The organism is Actinokineospora sp. UTMC 2448, from assembly GCF_024760565.1.
Classification (GTDB): Bacteria; Actinomycetota; Actinomycetes; order Mycobacteriales; family Pseudonocardiaceae; genus Actinokineospora; species Actinokineospora fastidiosa.
Window position 1 is genome coordinate 6624455 of sequence record NZ_CP031087.1, and the last position, 18917, is coordinate 6643371.

Sequence of the window (18917 nt, forward strand, 5' to 3'; positions counted from 1 at the left end):
CTGACGCGCCGGCCGCCCGAACTCAGCCCCGCTTCCGCAGGACGACGGCGACCACCGCCGCGACCACGGCGAGCACCAGCCCAGCAGGCACGGCCCGCTTGACTACCGAACGCCCGGCAATCGCCATCAGGTCGATGGGCTCGGCGGGATCGGCGGGAGCCGGTTCCTTTGCCTGACGGTCTCGTGCCTCGGCCTGCGGCGAGGCGGACAGGCGACCTCGCGCTAGTTCCCGGTCGGCGGCAGAGGTGCTCCAGATGTCGTCGGCAGCGGGGGCCTGTTCCGTCGACTGCGGGTCCATGGTGGGCGGCTCGCGCATGGAGGGCACCTGCTGGGTCGGCTCGGCCTGGGGAGACAGCCCGGCCTCACTGGGGGTCTCGGTTGGACCAGCCGAGCGGCCGTTGGAGGGCGGCCCGCTCCCGTTCGCGGGTGGGGAGACCCCGTTAGTGGTGGGCGGGCCGTGATCCCCGGCCGTGGCCGCCGCCCCGGCTTGGCCTTCGGCTTGGGCGGCCGAGATGGACTGGGACGCGGGAGCAGGCTGCCCGGTGAGATCCGGTTGCTGCGGGGCGCCAGGGTGGGCTGTGGGATCAGGCCGAGGAGTGGGCCCGGATTCGCCTTCCCAGGGCTGGCCCGCCGGGGCGGATGAGCTTCCGGGGGTGGGCTGAGGCTCCAGGGCGGGCTGGTGCTCCAGGGCGGGCTGGTGCTCCAGGGCGGGCTGGTGCTTTAGGGCGGGCTGGTGCTCCAGGGCGGGCTGGTGCTCCAGGGCGGGCTGGTGCTCCAGGGCGGGCTGGTGCTCCAGGGCGGGCTGGTGCTCCAGGGCGGGCTGGTGCTCCAGGGCGGGCTGGTGCTCCAGGGCGGGCTGGTGCTCCAGGGCGGGCTGGTGCTCCAGGGCGGGCCGAGGGTCCACCGTCGGCCCGGTTCCCCGGGCAGGTCGGGTTTCCAGAGCAGGCTGGATTTCCGCGACCGGCCCAGGTTCCAGGGTGGATTGGGTTCCGGGGCTTGTGGTGGCGGGTTGGGTGGTCAGGGTTTGGGCTAGGCAAGCGGCGAAGGTGGTGAGGAGCTTGGCGCCTACCTCGGCGATCAGGCCTCGGCCGAATTGGGCGGGTTTGCCGGTGATCGAGAGGTCTGTTTCGACGTGGCCGGTGGTGTCCGCGCCCTCGGGGGTGAGGGTGACGGTGATGGTGGCCGCTGCCGTGCCGTTGCCTCGGGAGTCCTTTCCGGACGCTCGGATGACCAGGCGGTGGGCGTCGGGGTCGCGGGTGAGGAACTCGCCCTTTCCCTTGTAGGTGAGGGAGATGGGGCCCAGTTTCACGCGCACGTCGCCGGTGAAGGTGTTGCCGTCCACCCCCGTGAGGGTGGCGCCGGGCATGCAGGGGGCTACCCGTTCGGGGTCCTGGAGCGCGGTCCATACCTCGGGGAGGGGGGCCGGGACGCGGAAGTGGTGGTCCAGGCGCACGTCAGACTCCCGCCGCCGCGGTGAGGGCTCGGTCGGTGAGGACGCGGGCCAGGTGTTGGCGGTACTCGCGGTCGGCGTTGCCGTCGGCGGTGGGTGAGGTGCCCTCGGCGGCGTGGGCCGCGGCGGCGCGGACGGTGGCGGCCGTGGCCGGGTGGCCGACCAGGGCGGCCTCGACCTCGGTGGCGCGCAGCGGGACCGAGCCCATGTTGGTCAGGCCCACCCTGGCCTCGGCGATGACGCCGCCGTCCACGCGCAGGCAGGCGGCCACGCCGACGATCGACCACGCCTGGGCGACGCGGTTGAACTTCTCGTAGTGCGCGTGCCAGCCGGTCAGCTTCGGCAGGCGGACCTCGACGACGATCTCGTCCGGGCGCAGGGCCGTGGTGAAGTAGTCGACGAAGAAGTCGGCGGCGGACACCGTGCGCCTGCCGTCCATGCCGCACAGCACGAACTCCGCGTCCATCGCCAGCACCGGGGCGGCCAGGTCGCCCGCGGGGTCGGCGTGCGCGAGGGCGCCGCCGAGGGTGCCCCGGTGGCGGACCTGCGGGTCGGCGACGGTGTCGGTGGCCAGCCGCAGCAGCCGCAGGTGGGTGTCGACCACCGGGTCGCGCTGGATCTCGTAGTGGGTCGTCATCGCGCCGATGACGACGTGGCCGCCCTCCTCGCGGATGCCGCGCAGCTCGGCGACCCGGCCGAGGTCGATCAGCGTGGTCGGCGCGGCCAGGCGCATGCGCAGCACGGGCAGCAGGCTCTGCCCGCCCGCGATGACCTTGGCGTCCTCGCCGGCGTCGGCGAGCGCGCGGACGGCGTCATCCACAGTGGTCGGTGCGACGTAGTCGAACGGGGCCGGGATCACTGGGCACCTCCGGACAGGGAGCCGAGGCCGCCGCCCGCCTCCGTCGAGCCTGGGCCGCCCGCGTCCGGACGGCCGGTGCGGATCGCCGTCCACACCCGCATCGGGGTGCACGGCATCGCGATGTCGTTCACGCCGAGATGGCGCACGGCGTCGACGACCGCGTTGACCACCGCCGGGGTGGACGCGATCGTGCCCGCCTCGCCGACGCCCTTGACGCCCAGCGGGTTCGTCGACGACGGCGTCTCCGTGCGGTCGGTGACGAACGCGGGCAGGTCGGCCGCCGAGGGCAGCAGGTAGTCGGCGAAGGTGCCCGTCACCAGCGTCCCGGCCTCGTCGTGCACGGCCTCCTCGTAGAGCGCCTGGGCGATGCCCTGGGCGAGCCCGCCGTGCACCTGGCCCTCCACGATCAGCGGGTTGACGACCTTGCCGATGTCGTCGACGCAGACGTATTTGCGCAGCCGCACCGCGCCGGTCTCGGTGTCGACCTCGGCCGCGCACAGGTGGGTGCCGTGCGGGAAGGAGAAGTTCTCCGGGTCGAACGTCGCCTCGGCGTCGAGCGAGGGCTCCATGCCCTCGGGCAGGTCGTGGGCGGAGAACACGGCGAAGGCGATGTCGGACATGGCCATCGACTTGTCTGTCCCGCGCACGCTGAACGCGCCCGCGCTGAACTCGACGTCGTCCTCGGCGCACTCCAGCAGGTGCGCGGCGATCCGGCGGGCCTTGGCGACCACCTTCTCGGCGGCCTTCACCACCGCTATCGCGCCCACGGTCAGCGACCGCGAGCCGTAGGTGTCGAGGCCGCGCGGGGAGGTCTGGGTGTCGCCGTGCAGGATCTCCACGTCCTCGAACGGGACGCCGAGCTGGTCGGCGACGATCTGGCTCCACGCCGTCTCGTGCCCCTGCCCGTGCGCCGAGGACCCGGTGACCACCTCGACCTTGCCGCTGGGCAGCATCCGCACCGCCGCGTGCTCCCAGCCGCCCGCCGCGTACGACAGCGCGCCCAGCACCCGCGACGGCGCCAGGCCGCACATCTCGGTGAACGTCGAGATGCCGATGCCCAGCTGCACCACGTCGCCTCGGGCGCGGCGCTCGGCCTGCTCCGCGCGCAGCCCGTCGTAGTCGAACAGCTCCTTGGCCTTGGCCGTGGCGGCCTCGTAGTCGCCCGAGTCGTACTCCAGCCCAGCCACCGTGGTGAACGGGAACTCCTCGTGCTTGATCCAGTTCAGCTCGCGCACGGCGAGCGGGTCCATGCCGACCTCGGCGGCCAGCTCGTCCATCAGCCGCTCGATGGCGTAGGTCGCCTCCGGCCGCCCGGCCCCTCGGTAGGCGTCGGTCGGGGTCTTGTTGGTGAACACGGTGGTGCACGCGAAGTGGTAGGCGGGGAACTTGTAGATCGCGTTGAACATGAACGCGCCCAGGATCGGCACGCCCGGGGTCACCAGCCGCAGGTACGCGCCCATGTCGGCCAGCAGCTCGACCTTGAGCCCGGTCACCGTGCCGTCGCGGCGCGCGGCCAGGGTCAGCTTCTGGACCTGGTCGCGGCCGTGGTGGGCCGACAGCAGCGACTCCGAGCGCGTCTCGGTCCACTTCACCGGTTTGCCCAGCCGCCTTGCCACCAGCAGGCTGACGACCTCCTCGGGGGTGACCTGCAGCTTCCCGCCGAACCCACCGCCGACGTCCGGCGCGATCACGCGCACCTTGTGCTCGGGTATGCCGGTCGTCAGCGCGACCATCAGCCGCAGGATGTGCGGGATCTGCGTGGCCGACCACATCGTGTACTGCTCGCCCGTCGGGTCGACCACGACCGAGCGCGGCTCCATGAACGCCGGGATCAGCCGCTGCTGCCGGTAGGTCCGCTCGATCAGCACCTCGGCCTCGGCGATGGCCAGGTCGACGTCGCCGCCGGTGCCCGCCTGCGCCGAGTCGAACACCCACAGCGCCGACTTGTTGGTGCCCAGCTCCGGGTGCACCAGGTCGGCGCCGTCGGCGAGCGCGGCGGCCATGTCCAGCACGACGGGCAGTTCCTCGTAGTCGACGTCGATGGCCGACAGCGCGTCGGCGGCCTCGTACGGCCCGCGGGCGACCACGACGGCCACGGCCTCGCCCGCGAAGTTGACCTCGTCGACGGCCAGCGAGGGCGCGTTGGGGGCCTTCATGTCCTCGGTGATCGGCCACGCGCACGGCAGGCTGCCCTGCTCGTCGGCGAGGTCGCGCCCGGTGAACACCGCGATCACGCCGGGCATCGACCGGGCGGCCGACACGTCGATGGCGGTGATCCGCGCGTGCGCGACCGGGCTGCGCAGGAACGCCAGGTGCAGCAGGCCGGGCAGGGTGATGTTGTCGGTCCACCGGGTGCGGCCGGTGATCAGCCGGGCGTCCTCCTTGCGCAGCCGGGCCTTGCCGACCTCGGGCTCGGCGGTCGCGGTCATCACTCGCCCCCCGACAGCTGCGCGGAGCGCTGCTCGACCCGCTCGGCCTCGGGCCCGGCGCCCGGCCGCATCCGCCCCGCCGCGTCCCGGACGGCGCGCACGATGTTCTGGTAACCCGTGCAGCGGCAGAGGTTGCCCTCCATGCCCGAGCGCACGGTCTCCTCGTCCGGATCGGGATGGTCGGCCAGCAGGTCGATCGCCTGCATGATCATCCCGGGGGTGCAGAACCCGCACTGCAGGGCGTGGTTGTCGTGGAATGCCTGCTGGACCGGGTGCAGTTTCCCGTCCCTGGCCAGGCCCTCGATGGTGGTGACCTCGCGGCCGTCGGCCTGCACGGCCAGCATCGAGCACGACTTGACGCTGTGGCCGTCCACGTGGACGGTGCAGGCGCCGCAGTTGCTCGTGTCGCAGCCGACGACGGTGCCCACCTTGCCGAGCTTGTCGCGCAGGTAGTGCACCAGCAGCAGACGTGGCTCCACGTCGTCGGTGTAGGCCGTGCCGTCGACACTGACCGTGATGCGCATCGTGCCTCCTGGGGATGGACGGGTGACCGGGCTCACACGCGACTCTGCTCCCGCGACGCCCGCCCCGGCAACCCCAGGACCCACCGGCTGTGGACAACTACCCGCCTGTGGACAACTTCCCGCCTACTTGTGGATGCGCTCGGTACCCTGCGCCAACCGCGCGCCGCTTCCGCCCCACCGCAGCGAGATGATCTCCGCGGCGATCGACACCGCCGTCTCCTCCGGCGTGCGCGCGCCGAGGTCCAGCCCGATCGGCGAGGCGAGGCGGCCCAACTCGGCCTCGGTCAGCCCGGCGGCGCGCAGCCGCTCCACCCGGTCGGCGTGCGTGCGCCGCGACCCCATCGCCCCGACGTAGCCGAGCTTGGCGCGCAGCGCGACCTCCAGCACCGGCACGTCGAACTTCGGATCGTGGGTGAGCACGCAGACGGCGGTGCGCTCGTCCACCCGGCCCGCCGCGAGTTCCGCGGTCAGATACCGGTGCGGCCAGTCGACGACGACCTCGTGCGCGCCGGGGAACCGCGACGTCGTGGCGAACACCGGGCGCGCGTCGCACACCGTCACCCGGTAGCCGAGGAACGCGCCCATGCCCGCCATGGCCGCCGCGAAGTCGATCGCGCCGAAGACCAGCAGGCGCGGGGGCGGCTCGTAGGAGTTGACGAACACGCGCAGGCCCTCGCCGCGCCGTTCCCCGTCCGGCCCGTACGACAGCGCGCCGGTCCGCCCGCCCGCCAGCAGGCCGCGCGCGTCGTCGGTGATCGCCGCGTCGACCCGGGCTGACCCGGTGGTGCCCGCGACCCGGTCCGGCCACACGACGATCCGGCGGCCGACCAGGTCGCCGGGGTGCGCGATCACCGTCGCCACCGCGACCGGCACCTCCGCGCGCACCGACTCGGCCAGCTCGGCCAGTTCCGGGAAGCCTGCGCGGTCGACCTTCTCCACGAAGACGTCGATGATCCCGCCGCAGGTCAGGCCGACCGCGAACGCGTCGTCGTCGCTGACGCCGTACCGCTGCAGCACCGGCCTGCCGTCCGCCAGCGCCGCGCGCCCCAGCTCGTAGACCGCGCCCTCGACGCAGCCGCCGGACACGCTGCCGGACACCGTGCCGTCCTCGGCGACCATCATCGCCGCGCCCGGCGAGCGCGGCGCGGAGGAGAAGGTGGCCACGACGGTGCCGACGGCGACCGCCTCCCCGGCCGTCCAGCGGGCCAGGACCTCGTCAAGGACGTCACGCACGGCGCACCTCTCGCAGGAGTTCGTCGAGTGCGGCCAGGCTGTGCCCGGCCAGCAGGCGGTCGATGTGCGGCAGCGCCGCGGCGATCCCGGACTGCACGGGCGCGTAGTCCGCGCTCCCGGCGTGCGGGTTGGCCCACAGCACCCGGTGGGCGAGCCGGGACAGCCGGGCCGCCTGCTCGCCGAGCAGCGCCGAGTCGCCGCGCTCCCAGCCGTCGGAGAACAGCACGACCACAGCGCCTCGGGCGACGCCGCGCTGACCCCACCGGTCCAGGAACGCGCGCAGCGTCTCGCCGAGCCGGGTGCCGCCTGCGAAGTCCGGGACGGCGCGGGCGGCGGCGGCCAGCGCCAATTCGGGGTCGCGCTGGCGCAGGTGGCGGGTCAGCCGGGTCAGCCGGGTGCCGAGGGTGAACACCTCGGTGGGCATCCGCCGGGCGACGATGTGGGCGAAGCGCAGCAGGGTGTCGGCGTACGGGCGCATGGACCCGGACACGTCGACCAGCAGCACGACGCGGCGGGGCCGCACGCCCGCCCGCTCGCGGGGAAGGCGGACGGGCTCGCCGGTGGCACGCATGGCGCGCAGCACGCGGTCGGCGTCGAGGGTCCCCCGGCGGTCCGGACGGCGGCGGAACGCGGGCCGCCTGGGCGGCTCAGGCCGCAGCCGCTCGATCAGTTCACGCAGGTGGGCGCGCTCGGCGGCGGTCAGCCCGGAGACGTCGCGGCGCCGCAGGACCTCCACGTCGCTGGCCCCGGGATGCGGCGCGTCGTCGGCGCCGGAGCCCGCGGCCCCGGTCAGCGCCGCGATGGTGGACCGGCGCGGCCGCGGCGCCACCGGGCGGGCAGGGGGGCGCGGGACCTCGCCGCCGAACCACGCGTGGAAGGCGGCGTCGTAGCGCGGGAGGTCATCGGGCTCGGCGCACAAGGTGAGACGACCCGCCCAGTAGAGCCGCGGCAGCCCGAGCGCGGCGGCCGCTGCCAGGAAGGCGCGGACCCGGTCGGGACCGCACGCCACCCCGGCCGCGCGCAGCGCCGCGGCGAATCCCACCAGCCCGGGCAGCGGGTCCATCCCGCCATTGTGCAAGGGAGCCGGACTCCACCGGCGCCGCCACTCGCCAGGGCCGTCCGGCTCCCCGCGGAATCATGCGTGACCACACGTTCGAGAAGCGACCGAATTTCCCCGGTCAGCCGCCGAGGAGGGCGGCCATGCCCGCCCGGACGACCCGGTCGGCGTCCTCGCGGTACTTGAGCACCGCGCCCAGCGTCGCGGCCGCGGCCTCGGCGTCGAGTTCGTCGCGGCCCAGGGCCAGCAGGGCCCGGGTCCAGTCGATCGTCTCCGCCACGCCCGGCGGCTTGAGGAGGTCGGCGGCGCGCAGCCTGCGCACGGCGGCGGCGACCTGCGCGGCCAGGGCCTCGGTGACCTCGGGCAGGGTGCGCCGGAGGATGGCGATCTCCCTGGGCAGGTCGGGGTGCTCCAGCCAGTGGTACAGGCAGCGCCGCTTGAGCGCGTCGTGGACCTCGCGGGTGCGGTTGGAGGTCAGCACGACCAGCGGCGGCACGGCCGCGCGGACCTCGCCCAGCTCGGGGATGGTGACCGCGTACTCGCCCAGCACCTCCAGCAGGAACGCCTCGAACTCGTCGTCGGCGCGGTCGATCTCGTCGACCAGGAGCACGCACGGCGCCTCCTCCAGCGCCCGCAGCAGCGGCCGGGCCAGCAGGAACCGCCTGGTGTACAACGACTTCTCGGCCTCGTCGGCGTCCAGCGCGCCGGGCGCCGCGGCCTCGAGGGCGCGCAGGTGCAGCAGCTGGCGGGGGAAGTCCCAGTCGTAGAGGGCCTGGGTGGCGTCGATGCCCTCGTGGCACTGCAGGCGGATCAGCGGGACGTCCAGCGCCCTGGCCATGGCGGCCGCCAGCGCGGTCTTGCCCGTGCCCGGCTCGCCCTCGCAGAACAGCGGCCTGCCCAGCGCGACGCCCAGGTACGCGGCCGTGGCCAGGCCGGGATCGGCCAGGTAGCCGACGCGGTCGAGGGCGGCGGCGACGTCCTCCGGGCTGTGCACCAGGCCACGGTATCCGGACCCGGGACCGGGATCACCCTGACCTGGGAATCCGGGTCGATCCCCGATGGCAGCCGCGGCGCGGGCGGCGATGCTGGGGACATGGACGAGTACACCGCAACGAAGGTCCGCAAGCTCCGCCGCAGCAGGTCCGACCGGATGGTCGCGGGCGTGTGCGGGGGCGTGGCCAGGCTGCTCGGCATGGACGCCGCCCTGGTCCGCATCCTGCTCGTCGGCGCGACGCTGCTCGGGTTCGGCACCGGGGCGGTGATCTACCTGGCGTGTTGGCTGATCATGCCCGAGGAGTGATCTAGGGTCGCCGGGTGTCCCGTGCGATGGTCCTGGCCGCCGCGGCCGTGCTCCTGGCCGCGTCCGGCCTGGTGAGCTTCGTGGTCCTGGTGTTCGGCCCCGCGCTGGGCGGGCGGCCGGTGGCCGGGACGGTCGTGTTCACCTCGGTCGTGGTGGCGGCCGCGGCCATCGCGGTCGTCATGGCCGTGCGGGGCGCCAGGGCGCTGTGGGGATGCTCGGTGCTGCTGGTCGGCGCGCTGGTCGCGGCCGGGGCGCTGCTCGCCCTCGTCTACCAGCGCTGACCGCGCTGGACCTCGATCAGCTTCGGGCGCACGTCGACGATGTAGACCAGCGCGGCCACCAGGCCCGCCATCCAGAAGATCCAGCCGGTCCCGGAGAAGCGGAAGATCAGCAGGGCGGCGAGCGCGCCCGCGGTGATGCCCAGCCACGCGGGCTTGGACATCCGGTCGGCCGCCGAGTACGCGTCGGGGCGCTGGAGCAGGGCGTGGATGAAGGCGAACGCTCCCACCGGGATCGCCGCCCAGGAGATCACGTCCAGAATCCAGATAGCTGCCATCGGCACGCCACCAGACTACGTTGCCGAAACCGCGATCACCATACAGCCGGACCCCGGGCCGGGGCCCGGGGTCCAGAGGTCCTACTTGTCGGTTTTCGTGGTGGTCTTGCGCGGGGCCCTCGGGGCGGCGGGCTTGCGCGCCGGGGCGGTCTTGTTGGCCACCCTGCGGCTGGTGCTGCGCACCTCGTGGGCCACGTCCTCGCCCGCCTCCTGGACGGCCTCGGCCACCTCGGCGGCCATCCGCTCCGCGGAGATCGCGGTCTTCTCGCCGACGGACCGGGTCTTGCGGGTCACCTTCGCCAGCACGTCCTCGGCCACCGCCCGGGCGTCGCCAGCGACGTCGCCCGCCCGCGCCTGGGCGGTCGTGATGGCCTCCTCCAGCTGCTCGATGGCCCGCTTGACCTGCGGCTGGGTCTTCAGCTTGCCCAGCGCGTCCTCACCGTGGTCGGCCAGCTTCTGGTAAAGCTTCAGCGCGGCCTCGGTGTACTCGTCGACCAGCCTGCGCAGCTCGGTGGCGTCGACCCGGTTGGGGATCTCGTTGACCGCCGTGCGGGTGGACTCGGCGCGCTCCTTGGCCCGGTTCACCGCGTCGGCGACGGCCTTGGCGGCGAGGTCGCCCGCGCCGAGCGCGGCCAGCAGCGGGGTGCGGACCTGCTCGAGCGCGGCGCTCACCGCGGCCGCGGCCTGCTCGCCCGCCTTGCGGACGTCGTCAGCCTTGCTCATCTGGGCTCACTCCTTCGGGTTCGTCGTCCACACCGGAGCCCTCCACTGTGGACTTCTCGTTCTCCCGCCGGAAGGACGCGTAGATGTCCAGCAGGATCTGCTTCTGGCGCTCGGTCAGTTCGGCGGCGGCGCGCACGGCGTCGACCACGGGGCCGCCCGCGGGCACGTCCAGGATCCCGGCCTGCACATAAAGCGCCTCCGCGGAGATCCGCAGGCCCTTGGCGATCTGCTGCAGGATCTCCGCGCTCGGTTTGCGCAGCCCGCGCTCGATCTGGCTGAGGTAGGGGTTGGACACGCCCGCGAGCTTCGACAGCTGGCGCAGCGAGATCTTGGCGTTCGCGCGCTGCTGCCGGATGTACTCGCCGATGTCACGGCCGAGGTCGGCGACCTTGTCGAAGGCCTTGGACTCGTCCATGCGCTCTCCTCCTCGTGACCCGTCCGACGGTACGCCGAGGTGCTAGCTGCTGCAAGCGGAGCGCTTGCGCCGTCGATCACATAGGGTCGGCGCGTGGTCATGGTGGCGGTGGCCGCCGGCGGCGTGCTCGGCTCGCTGGCCCGGTACGGCCTGGCGAGCGCGTTCCCCGGCGCCGTCACGACCTTCGCGGTCAACGTGGTGGGGTGCCTGCTCATCGGCGCGCTCATGGCCGTGCCCGCGCGCCGCCCCTGGCAGCGGCCGTTCCTCGGGGTCGGCGTGCTCGGCGGGTTCACCACGTTCTCCACCGCGATGGTGGACGTGACCACCCTCGTCCGGGAGGGTCGCCCTGCCGTCGCCGCGCTCCTGCTGGTCGGCACGGCCGCGGTGGCGCTGACGGCGACCGCGGCCGGGTTGTGGGCGACCAAGGCGGTCCTGCGGTGAGCGTGCTGCTGGTCGCCATCGGCGCGGCGGTGGGCGCGCCTCTGCGGTACCTGGCCGACCGCGCGTTCGGCGCCCGCTTCCCGTTCGGGACGCTGCTGGTGAACGTCGTCGGGTCGCTGGTGCTGGGCTACCTGACCACGCTGCCCGGTGGCGCGCTCACCACCGGGCTCGGCGCGGGGTTCTGCGGCGCGCTGACGACCTATTCGTCGTTCGCGTACCAGACGCTGTGGCTGGTCGAGCGGCGCGCGATCGGGCTCGCGGCGGTGAACCTGGCCGCGAACCTCGGCCTCGGGTTCGGCGCGGCCTACCTCGGCATGTCCCTGGGCGGCATGTCGCTCTGAAGCCGCGCGCGCACCCAGTCGGCCACCGCGCGGGCGGTCTCCTCGACCGGCACGTCGGAGGTGTCGAGCAGGTCCATGGGCGGGTCGGTGTAGGCGGCGTTGTCCTTCACCCAGGCGTTGAAGCGGAGCATGTCGGCCACGCGCTCCTCGTCCTGCCAGCCGCGCCAGGCCGGACGCGCGAGCAAGCGCTTGCGCAAGACGTCGTCGTCGGCGACCAGGGCCAGGTAGTGGATGTCGGAGAACAGCAGGCGCTCGGGACGCGTCTCGAACTGCGGCGGCGCGACCGTGCCGCAGAGCACCGAGGGCCGCCCGCTCTGGTTGAGCATGGCGATCATCCGCAGCCAGGTCTGCCGGAACGCGCCGAAGTCGTCGGCCGGGTCGCGCAGCGCGCCGATCCACAGCACGTCCTGCTCCAGCACGACGACCTCGTCCCCGAGCAGGGCGCCGAGCCGCCTGCACACCGTCGACTTGCCCGTCCCGCTCGGCCCGGTCAGCGCGAACACCGGGAGCCGGTGGAACGGCTCCCGGTGCCCGCACCGCAGACAGACCAGGACGGCCCCGTCGACCGAAGGCGCGTCGGCCCACTCGCCGCAGGCCGCGCAGATCATGGGGTTCGTCAGTCGAACAGCTCCTCGAGGAAGCTCTTGCGGCGCTTCTTGTAGTGCCCGCCGTGGCCGTAGTGGCCGTACCCGGGGGGCGAGTCGCGGTAGCCGGGGGGCGAGTCGCGGTACACCGGCTGGCCGTAGCCCGGCTGCGGCGCGGGCGGGTACGGGGCCGGGGCCGCCGCGGGCTGGGCCGGGTACCCGCCCGGGGCGGGCTGGTACGGCGGCGGGGGCGCGGCGTTGTAGCGCTGCTCCGCGGTCAGGATCTGCTCCAGCTCACCGCGGTCGAGGAAGATCCCCTTGCAGCTGTCGCACTGGTCGATGTGGATGCCCTGCCGGTCGACCGTGCGCATCGCGCTCTGGCACTTGGGACAAATCAAAGTCACACGCTCCGTCTCTGGGCACTCCCGGCCCGACCCGACCGATCTTAGGTCGGGCAGATCACTCAGCCGTTCAACGCCACGGCACCCGCACGCGGTTCCCGACATGGTCGCGATCACCACTGCCACGCCGTCAGGTGTGGGTGGCCGACACATGGTTGGTCGGACCCGCCCAGCCTACCGTTTCCGGCCATGACCAGTGGTCCGCATCACACGCTCGACGGACGCACCGCGTTGGTGACCGGCGGGGCCGGGGGCATCGGCAGGGCGTGCGCCAGGGCGCTCGCCGCCGCGGGCGCCAAGGTGCACGTGGTCGACCGCGACGGCCCGGGCGCCGAGGCGGTGGCCGCGGAGGTGGGCGGGTGGGCGCACGTCGTCGACCTCGCCGACCCCGACGCGATCGCCGCCCTGCCCGCCGAGGTCGACGTCCTGGTGAACAACGCCGGGCTCCAGCACGTCGCCGCCCTGCACGAGTTCCCGCCGGAGCGGTTCGCGCTGATCCAGCAGGTCATGGTGACCGCGCCGTTCCTGCTGATCCGCGCGGCGCTGCCGCACATGTACGCCCGGGGGTGGGGCCGGGTGGTCAACGTCTCCAGCGTGCACGGCCTGCGGGCCAGCGCGTACAAGGCCGCCTACGTCGCGGCCAAGCACGCGCTGGAGGGCCTGTCGAAGGTGACCGCGATCGAGGGCGCCCCGCACGGGGTGACCAGCGTGTGCGTCAGCCCCGGCTACGTCGGCACCCCGCTGGTCGACGCCCAGATCGCCGCCCAGTCCCGCGAGCACGGCATCGATCCGGCCGATGTCGTCGAGCGGGTGCTGCTCGACCGCGCGCCGATGAAGAAGCTCATCGACGCCGGGGACGTCGCCGCGCTGGTCGTGTGGCTGTGCGGGCCGCACGCGGCGCACCTGACCGGGGCGTCCATCCCGGTCGACGGCGGCTGGACCGCAACATGAACCCCCAACAGGAGAACGGTGACACCATGTCAGCGACCCCGGCAGCGAAGCGCAAGTCGTTCGTGCGGATCGTCGGCGCCAGCCTCATCGGCACCACGATCGAGTGGTACGACTTCTTTCTTTACACCTCAGCGGCGGCGCTGGTGTTCAACAAGCTGTTCTTCCCGACCGCCGACCCGCTGACCGGCACGCTGCTGGCGTTCACCACCTACGCCATCGGCTTCCTCGCCCGGCCCATCGGCGGCCTGGTGTTCGGCCACTTCGGCGACAAGGTCGGCCGCAAGAAGCTGCTGGTGTTAAGCCTGCTGCTGATGGGCGGGGCGACCTTCGCGATGGGCCTGCTGCCGACGTACGCGGCGATCGGCGCTGCGGCCCCGATCCTGCTGACGCTGCTGCGGCTGGTGCAGGGCTTCGCCCTCGGCGGCGAGTGGGGCGGCGCGGTGCTGATCGTCTCCGAGCACGGCGACGACCGCAGGCGCGGGTTCTGGGCGTCCTGGCCGCAGTGCGGGGCGCCGGGCGGGAACCTGCTGGCCACCGCGGTGCTGGCGGTCCTGGCCTCGACCCAGTCCGACGAGGCGTTCCTGTCCTGGGGCTGGCGGGTGCCGTTCCTGCTCTCCGGCGTGCTGGTCGTCATCGGGCTGTGGATCCGCCTGACGGTCACCGAGTCCCCGGTCTTCGTCGCCGCGCAGGCCAAGGCGGACGCGACCGAGAAGCACGTGCCGGTGGTGGAGGTCTTCCGCCACGGCTGGCGCCGGGTGCTGATCACCATCGGCGCGCGGATGGCGGAGAACGTCTCCTACTACGTGATCACCGCGTTCATCCTCGTCTACGTCACCACCGGGCTCGGCATGGACCGGACAGTCGGCCTCAACGCGGTGCTGATCGGCTCGGCCGTGCACTTCCTGACGATCCCCGTGTGGGGCGCGCTGTCGGACCGGATCGGGCGGCGCCCGGTGTACCTGATCGGCGCGGTCGGGGTCGCGGTGTGGTCGTTCGCGTTCTTCGCGCTGCTGGACACCCGCTCGGCCGGGCTGGCGATCGTCGCCGCGACCGTGGGCCTGGTGCTGCACGGGGCGATGTACGGGCCGCAGGCGGCGTTCTTCAGCGAGCAGTTCCCGACGCGGTACCGCTACACCGGGCTGTCCATCGGCGGGCAGCTGTCGTCGATCGCGGCGGGCGCGGTCGCCCCGCTGATCGCGACGGCGCTGTACCAGCGCTTCGACAGCACGCTGCCGGTGGCGCTGTACGTGGTCGCGATGTCGGCGATCACCGCGGTCGCGGTGCTGTCGGCGCGGGAGACCCGCGGCGCGTCGCTGCACGACACCGTGCCCGCCGCGCCGAGGCAGACCGCGCCGGTGGTGTGACCGGCCGTCGCGGGCCCCGGGATTCCCCGGGGCCCGCCGCCGCGGGTGCGACGATGGCACGCGTGGAGGACGCGGCGGTGGAGAGCGCGGTGGCCGGGCTGCTGGCGCTGCTGGCCGACGGCGCGGGCGGGGACCGGCTCGCGCAGGTCGTGATCGCCGCGCGGGCCGCGGGCGTCGACGGCGCTGAGCTGGCCGCGCTGGAGCGGGCGACCGAGGACGCGCTGCGCGTGCGCGCGACGGTGGCCGCGCACCAGCGGCGCGAGGCCGAGCTGGCCGCGCTGTTCGACACCGCGAGCGACCTGGCCCAGCTGCGCGACACCGACGCCGTGCTGCGGTCGATCGTGCACCGCGCGCGGATGCTGCTGGGCGTCGACGTGTCGTACCTGAGCATGAACGACGAGCGCAGCGGCATCACCTACATGCGGGTGACCGACGGCTCGGCGTCGGCGCTGTTCCAGCAGGTCACCCTGGGCATGGGCGAGGGGCTGGGCGGGCTGGTCGCGCAGACGGCGCGCCCGTACGCCACCCGCGACTACTTCGCCGACAGCCGCTTCAAGCACACCTCCCCGATCGACTCGTCGGTGAAGGACGAGGGCCTGCGGGCCATCCTGGGCGTGCCGCTGGCGCTGGGGTCGAAGGTGATCGGCGTGCTCTACGCCGCCGACCGCACGCCGCGCGACTTCGCCGCCGAGGAGGTGGCGCTGCTCAGCTCGCTGGCCGACCACGCCGCGATCGCCATCGACAACGCCCACCTGCTGGACGAGACCCGGCTGGCGCTGGCCGACCTCAACCGGGCCCACGAGACGATCAGCGCGCACAACGCGGCGATGCGCCGCGCCGAGGACGCCCACGACCGGCTGATGGACCTGGTGCTGCGCGGCGGCGACCTCTCGTCGGTCGCCGCGGCCGTGGGCGACGTGCTGCACGGCGGGATCGCGGTGTACGACGCCTCGGGGTCGGTGCTGGCGGCGGTCGGCGAGTGCGCGGGCCCGTCGGCGGACGCGGTGGCCGCCTCGCGCCGGACCGGGCGCGCGGTGTCCACAGGGGACTCCTGGGTGTGCGCGGTGCTCGCGGGCCCGGAACCGCTGGGCAGCCTGGTGCTGTCCGGGCGTCCGGTGCTGGACGACGCGGACCGGCGGCTGTTCGAGCGCGCGGGCGTGGTGACCGCGCTGCTGCTGATGCTGCGCCGGTCGGTCGCCGCTGCCGAGGACGAGGTGCGCGGCGAGTTGCTGACCGACCTGCTGACCGCCCCCGACCGCAACCCGGCCGCGCTGGTGGACCGGGGCAGGCGGGTCGGGGTCGACCTCACGGCGTCGTACGCGGTCCTGGTGGCCACGGCCGACCACGTCCCCCGCCGCAGGCTGGCGATGGCGGCGGCGCGCTACGGCGTCCTGGCGGGCGTGCACGCCGAGCAGGTCGTCGTGCTGGCCAGGGACGCGGCGCCGGGCGCGCTGGCCGCCCGGATGGCCAGGGAGCTGGGCGCCGACGGCCCGGTGACGGTCGGCGCCGCCGGTCCGGCGAGCGGACCGGCGGGCCTGGCGGAGGCGTACGCGGCGGCGGCGCGGTGCGCGCGGTCGCTGATCGCGCTGGGCCGCGCGGGCGAGGGCGGCTCGGCTGCGGACCTGGGCTTCGTCGGCCTGCTGCTCGGCGACGGCGCGGACCTGGCGACATATGTGCGCGACACCCTCGGCCCCGTGCTGGACTACGACGCCCGCAGGGGAACGGACCTGGTGCGGACGCTGGAGGCGTACTTCTCCTGCGGGACCAACCTCACGCGCGCGAAGGAGGTCCTGCACGTGCACGTCAACACGGTGGTGCAGCGGCTGGAGCGGATCGGGGCGCTGCTCGGGCCCGACTGGCAGGAGCCCGCGCGCGCCCTGGAGATCCACCTCGCGCTGCGGGTGCACCGGCTCAGCCGGTGAGCGCGCAGCCCGTCGCCGGGTCGGGCCGGTCGAACGGGACCGTGCCCGAGCGCGGGGCCGCGCCGTGGTCCAGCCACGCCTCCATCGCGTCGAACGCGCTCAGGAAGCAGGGGGCGATCGGGCGCAGCCGGTCGGGGTAGGCGTCGTAGAGGCCGTCGACGTGGGTGCCGCCCTCGATCCGGAGGTAGCGGTGCAGGTGGCCCCGGCCCGCATCGGCGATCATCGCGGCGTAGGTGTCGGAGTCGCCGACGGGCAGCAGCGTGTCGAGGTCGCCGTGCAGGGTGATCATCGGCTTGCCGACACGGCCGGTCAGCGCGACGCGGGACACCGCCTTGTGGACCGAGCGCGGGCGGGAGGCGTAGTCGTAGTCGGCGTCGCAGGAGGGCGTCCCGCTCGCGCAGAACGGGATTCCGGCCTCCAGGTCGCCGTCGTAGGCCGGGTCGAACTCCTCGCGGTAGATGCGCTGGGTCAGGTCCCAGTAGACGCGGTAGTGGTAGTCCCAGAGGAACTCGGTGCCCGAGGGGAAGCCGGTGGGCTCGCCCGCGGGATACGCGCGCAGCGCGGGCGGCAGGGTGGTGAACAGGTTCGGCCCCTCGGCCGTCCACAGTGTCCCTTCCCAGTCGATGCCGCCGTCGTAGAGCCATGGCGCGTTCTCCAGCTGCCAGCGCACGAGGTAGCCGCCGTTGGAGATGCCCGCCATCAGCGTCCGCTCGACGGGACGGCCGTAGTGGCGGGCGGCGGCGAGCCGTGCGGCGACGGCGAGTTGGGTGACGCGGGCGTTCCACTCGACCAGCGCGTCGCCCGGCCGCCTGCCGTCGCGGTGGAAGGCGGCGCCGGTGTTGCCCTTGTCGGTGGCGGCGAACGCGTAGCCCTGGGCGAGGACGTGGTCGGCGATGGCCCGGTCGTTGGCGTACTGCCGCCGCACGCCGGGCGCGCCCGACACCACCAGTCCGCCGTTCCACCGCTCGGGCAGCCGGATGACGAACTGCGCGTCGTGGCCCCAGCCGTGGTGGGTGTTGGTGGTCGAGGTGTCCGGGAAGTACCCGTCCACCTGCACTCCCGGCACCGCGGCCTGTCGGGGCAGACCCGCGGGCGTCAGCCCGGCCCAGTCCGCGGGGACGGTGTGTCCGGACGCGACGGTACCCGTCGTGGTGAGGTCGTCCAGGCAGGCCGCCTTCTGCGCCGCCGCCCCCGGCACCCGGGGCGCGGCGCACCCGCTCGCCGCGGCGGCGGGAACGGTCAGCGACGCCAGCAGTCCGACAGTCAGTCCTACAGCGGTCAACGCGGCACGAGGGAGCATGGCGCAGACCGTAGGCAGGCCGAGGCGGGCGGACCATGAGCGCCGTCCACACATCCGGGCGCTCCGATGTGGTGCCCGGCACCGTGGATCACCGCGACCCCCGCGCCTAACGTCGAGTGATCGGCATCACAAGGAGGCGGTGGGGATGCGCGCGATGGCAGTGGTGGTCCTGACCCTGGCGGCGCTCCTGGTCGGCGCGCCCGCCCGGGCGGCGACGGAGGTGCCCTGGTTCGGCACCAACCCGGGGAACCTCAAGATGTTCCGCTACACGCCATCGGGTCTGCCCTCGGGCAGGCCGGTGGTCGTCGCGCTGCACGGGTGCACGCAGGACGCCTCGTACGGGACGAACTCGGGTTGGACGGAACTGGCCCAGCGCTGGGGTTTCACCGTCGTGATGCCGCAGCAGCAGGCGATCAACAACGGCAACCGCTGCTTCAACTGGTTCCAGTCCGCCGACACCACGCGGGGGTGGGGCGAGGCCGAGTCCATCGCCCAGATGACCCGCAAGGCCCTGTCCGACGCCGGAACCCGCCGCGCCCACGTCACCGGCCTGTCGGCGGGCGGCGGGATGACCTCGGTGATGCTCGCCGCCTATCCGGAGCTGTTCGCCGCGGGCGGCATCGTCGCGGGCATCCCGTACGGCTGCGCGGTCACCCTGTACGAGGCGTTCTCCTGCATGAACCCCGGCAAGAACCTCACGCCCGCCCAGTGGGGCGCCAAGGTCCGGGCGGCGAGCGGGCACACCGGGCCGTGGCCCGTCGTCGGCGTCTGGCACGGCACGGCGGACACGACGGTCGCCCCGGCGAACCTGCGCGAGATCGTCGAGCAGTGGACGAACGTCCACGGCGTGCCCGCCACGCCGACCAGCACCGACACCGTGAACGGCTACCCGCACGCCCGGTACGGGAGCGCGGTGGAGACGTACACGATCACCGGCATGGGCCACGGGCAGCCCGTGGACCCGGGCGCCGCGGCGGGCCAGTGCGGCCGCGCCGCGGCGTACGTGCTCGACGTCGGCGTCTGCGCCGCATGGCACATGGCCGCCGCGTGGGGCATCGCCGGGTGAG

The 18917-nt window shown here is 73.7% G+C and carries 21 protein-coding genes; 8 read left to right on the forward strand and 13 right to left on the reverse strand.

All coding sequences use genetic code 11. The features are described from left to right. Positions 1-22: 22 nt before the first annotated feature. The 7 genes from Actkin_RS32810 to Actkin_RS30655 all read right to left on the reverse strand — a co-directional run bounded on the left by Actkin_RS32810 (position 23) and on the right by Actkin_RS30655 (position 8549). Positions 23-1453 (reverse strand): SRPBCC family protein, encoded by a 1431-nt coding sequence (locus tag Actkin_RS32810; RefSeq protein WP_396122904.1) that lies wholly within the window; start codon positions 1451-1453, stop codon positions 23-25. 1 nt (position 1454) lies between these two features. Next, positions 1455-2309, reverse strand: coding sequence for an FAD binding domain-containing protein (locus tag Actkin_RS30630; protein WP_258905160.1), 855 nt, complete (start codon positions 2307-2309; stop codon positions 1455-1457). Next, the gene (locus Actkin_RS30635) at positions 2306-4738 is read right to left on the reverse strand and encodes a xanthine dehydrogenase family protein molybdopterin-binding subunit (protein ID WP_258905161.1); all 2433 of its coding nucleotides are present in this window, start codon (positions 4736-4738) and stop codon (positions 2306-2308) included. The genes Actkin_RS30630 and Actkin_RS30635 overlap by 4 nt, the downstream gene beginning before the upstream one ends. Continuing rightward, the gene (locus Actkin_RS30640) at positions 4738-5262 is read right to left on the reverse strand and encodes a (2Fe-2S)-binding protein (RefSeq protein WP_189209347.1); all 525 of its coding nucleotides are present in this window, start codon (positions 5260-5262) and stop codon (positions 4738-4740) included. The genes Actkin_RS30635 and Actkin_RS30640 overlap by 1 nt, the downstream gene beginning before the upstream one ends. Positions 5263-5385: 123 nt before the next feature. After that, positions 5386-6495: an XdhC family protein gene (locus tag Actkin_RS30645; protein ID WP_189209346.1), complete on the reverse strand. Its 1110-nt coding sequence runs from the start codon at positions 6493-6495 to the stop codon at positions 5386-5388. Next, a complete protein-coding gene (locus tag Actkin_RS30650) occupies positions 6488-7558 on the reverse strand; it encodes a vWA domain-containing protein (protein ID WP_258905162.1) in 1071 nt (356 codons plus the stop codon). The genes Actkin_RS30645 and Actkin_RS30650 overlap by 8 nt, the downstream gene beginning before the upstream one ends. A gap of 115 nt (positions 7559-7673) precedes the next feature. Further along, the gene (locus Actkin_RS30655) at positions 7674-8549 is read right to left on the reverse strand and encodes an AAA family ATPase (protein WP_189210099.1); all 876 of its coding nucleotides are present in this window, start codon (positions 8547-8549) and stop codon (positions 7674-7676) included. A 96-nt stretch (positions 8550-8645) separates the two neighbouring features. On the opposite strand from Actkin_RS30655, the gene Actkin_RS30660 reads away from it, so the two are divergent. Together Actkin_RS30660 and Actkin_RS30665 are read left to right on the forward strand one after the other, a co-directional pair. After that, positions 8646-8852 (forward strand): PspC domain-containing protein, encoded by a 207-nt coding sequence (locus tag Actkin_RS30660; RefSeq protein WP_189209344.1) that lies wholly within the window; start codon positions 8646-8648, stop codon positions 8850-8852. Positions 8853-8866: 14 nt separating this feature from the next. Then, on the forward strand, positions 8867-9133 hold the full coding sequence (locus Actkin_RS30665; protein WP_189209343.1) for a hypothetical protein: 267 nt from the start codon (positions 8867-8869) through the stop codon (positions 9131-9133). Here the strand turns inward: Actkin_RS30665 and Actkin_RS30670 are convergent. From Actkin_RS30670 to Actkin_RS30680, 3 genes are all read right to left on the reverse strand, one after another. Beyond that, the gene (locus Actkin_RS30670; protein WP_373292354.1) at positions 9121-9408 is read right to left on the reverse strand and encodes a DUF2516 family protein; all 288 of its coding nucleotides are present in this window, start codon (positions 9406-9408) and stop codon (positions 9121-9123) included. The genes Actkin_RS30665 and Actkin_RS30670 overlap by 13 nt on opposite strands. 81 nt (positions 9409-9489) lie before the next feature. After that, positions 9490-10131 (reverse strand): hypothetical protein, encoded by a 642-nt coding sequence (locus Actkin_RS30675; protein ID WP_258905163.1) that lies wholly within the window; start codon positions 10129-10131, stop codon positions 9490-9492. Beyond that, on the reverse strand, positions 10118-10546 hold the full coding sequence (locus Actkin_RS30680) for a helix-turn-helix domain-containing protein (RefSeq protein ID WP_189209340.1): 429 nt from the start codon (positions 10544-10546) through the stop codon (positions 10118-10120). Before Actkin_RS30680 ends, Actkin_RS30675 begins: the two co-directional genes overlap by 14 nt. Positions 10547-10645: 99 nt before the next feature. On the opposite strand from Actkin_RS30680, the gene Actkin_RS30685 reads away from it, so the two are divergent. Then, positions 10646-10987: a fluoride efflux transporter FluC gene (locus tag Actkin_RS30685; RefSeq protein WP_189210098.1), complete on the forward strand. Its 342-nt coding sequence runs from the start codon at positions 10646-10648 to the stop codon at positions 10985-10987. Further along, positions 10984-11328 carry a fluoride efflux transporter FluC gene (locus Actkin_RS30690; protein ID WP_258905164.1) on the forward strand — a complete coding sequence of 115 codons (345 nt, stop codon included), beginning with the start codon at positions 10984-10986 and terminating at the stop codon, positions 11326-11328. Before Actkin_RS30685 ends, Actkin_RS30690 begins: the two co-directional genes overlap by 4 nt. Here the strand turns inward: Actkin_RS30690 and Actkin_RS30695 are convergent. Both Actkin_RS30695 and Actkin_RS30700 read right to left on the reverse strand, forming a co-directional pair. Further along, positions 11292-11936, reverse strand: coding sequence for a P-loop nucleotide/nucleoside kinase family protein (locus Actkin_RS30695; protein WP_258905165.1), 645 nt, complete (start codon positions 11934-11936; stop codon positions 11292-11294). The two genes, Actkin_RS30690 and Actkin_RS30695, sit on opposite strands and share 37 nt — an antisense overlap. Before the next feature lie 8 nt (positions 11937-11944). Further along, on the reverse strand, positions 11945-12310 hold the full coding sequence (locus Actkin_RS30700) for a TFIIB-type zinc ribbon-containing protein (RefSeq protein ID WP_258905166.1): 366 nt from the start codon (positions 12308-12310) through the stop codon (positions 11945-11947). A gap of 192 nt (positions 12311-12502) precedes the next feature. On the opposite strand from Actkin_RS30700, the gene Actkin_RS30705 reads away from it, so the two are divergent. Genes Actkin_RS30705 through Actkin_RS30715 form a run of 3 tightly spaced genes read left to right on the forward strand, consistent with a single transcriptional unit; the run spans position 12503 to position 16550 of the window. Continuing rightward, positions 12503-13264, forward strand: a complete 762-nt coding sequence (locus Actkin_RS30705; protein ID WP_258905167.1) for a 3-hydroxybutyrate dehydrogenase — start codon at positions 12503-12505, stop codon at positions 13262-13264. Between the two features lie 26 nt (positions 13265-13290). Next, a complete protein-coding gene (locus Actkin_RS30710) occupies positions 13291-14628 on the forward strand; it encodes an MFS transporter (protein WP_258905168.1) in 1338 nt (445 codons plus the stop codon). Between the two features lie 53 nt (positions 14629-14681). After that, entirely contained in the window at positions 14682-16550 is a 1869-nt protein-coding gene (locus Actkin_RS30715; RefSeq protein ID WP_258905169.1) for a helix-turn-helix domain-containing protein, read from the forward strand. Here the strand turns inward: Actkin_RS30715 and Actkin_RS30720 are convergent. Then, the gene (locus tag Actkin_RS30720; protein WP_258905170.1) at positions 16540-17850 is read right to left on the reverse strand and encodes a 3-hydroxybutyrate oligomer hydrolase family protein; all 1311 of its coding nucleotides are present in this window, start codon (positions 17848-17850) and stop codon (positions 16540-16542) included. The genes Actkin_RS30715 and Actkin_RS30720 overlap by 11 nt on opposite strands. 145 nt (positions 17851-17995) lie before the next feature. On the opposite strand from Actkin_RS30720, the gene Actkin_RS30725 reads away from it, so the two are divergent. Beyond that, on the forward strand, positions 17996-18916 hold the full coding sequence (locus Actkin_RS30725) for an extracellular catalytic domain type 1 short-chain-length polyhydroxyalkanoate depolymerase (RefSeq protein WP_258905171.1): 921 nt from the start codon (positions 17996-17998) through the stop codon (positions 18914-18916). Position 18917 lies beyond the last annotated feature (1 nt).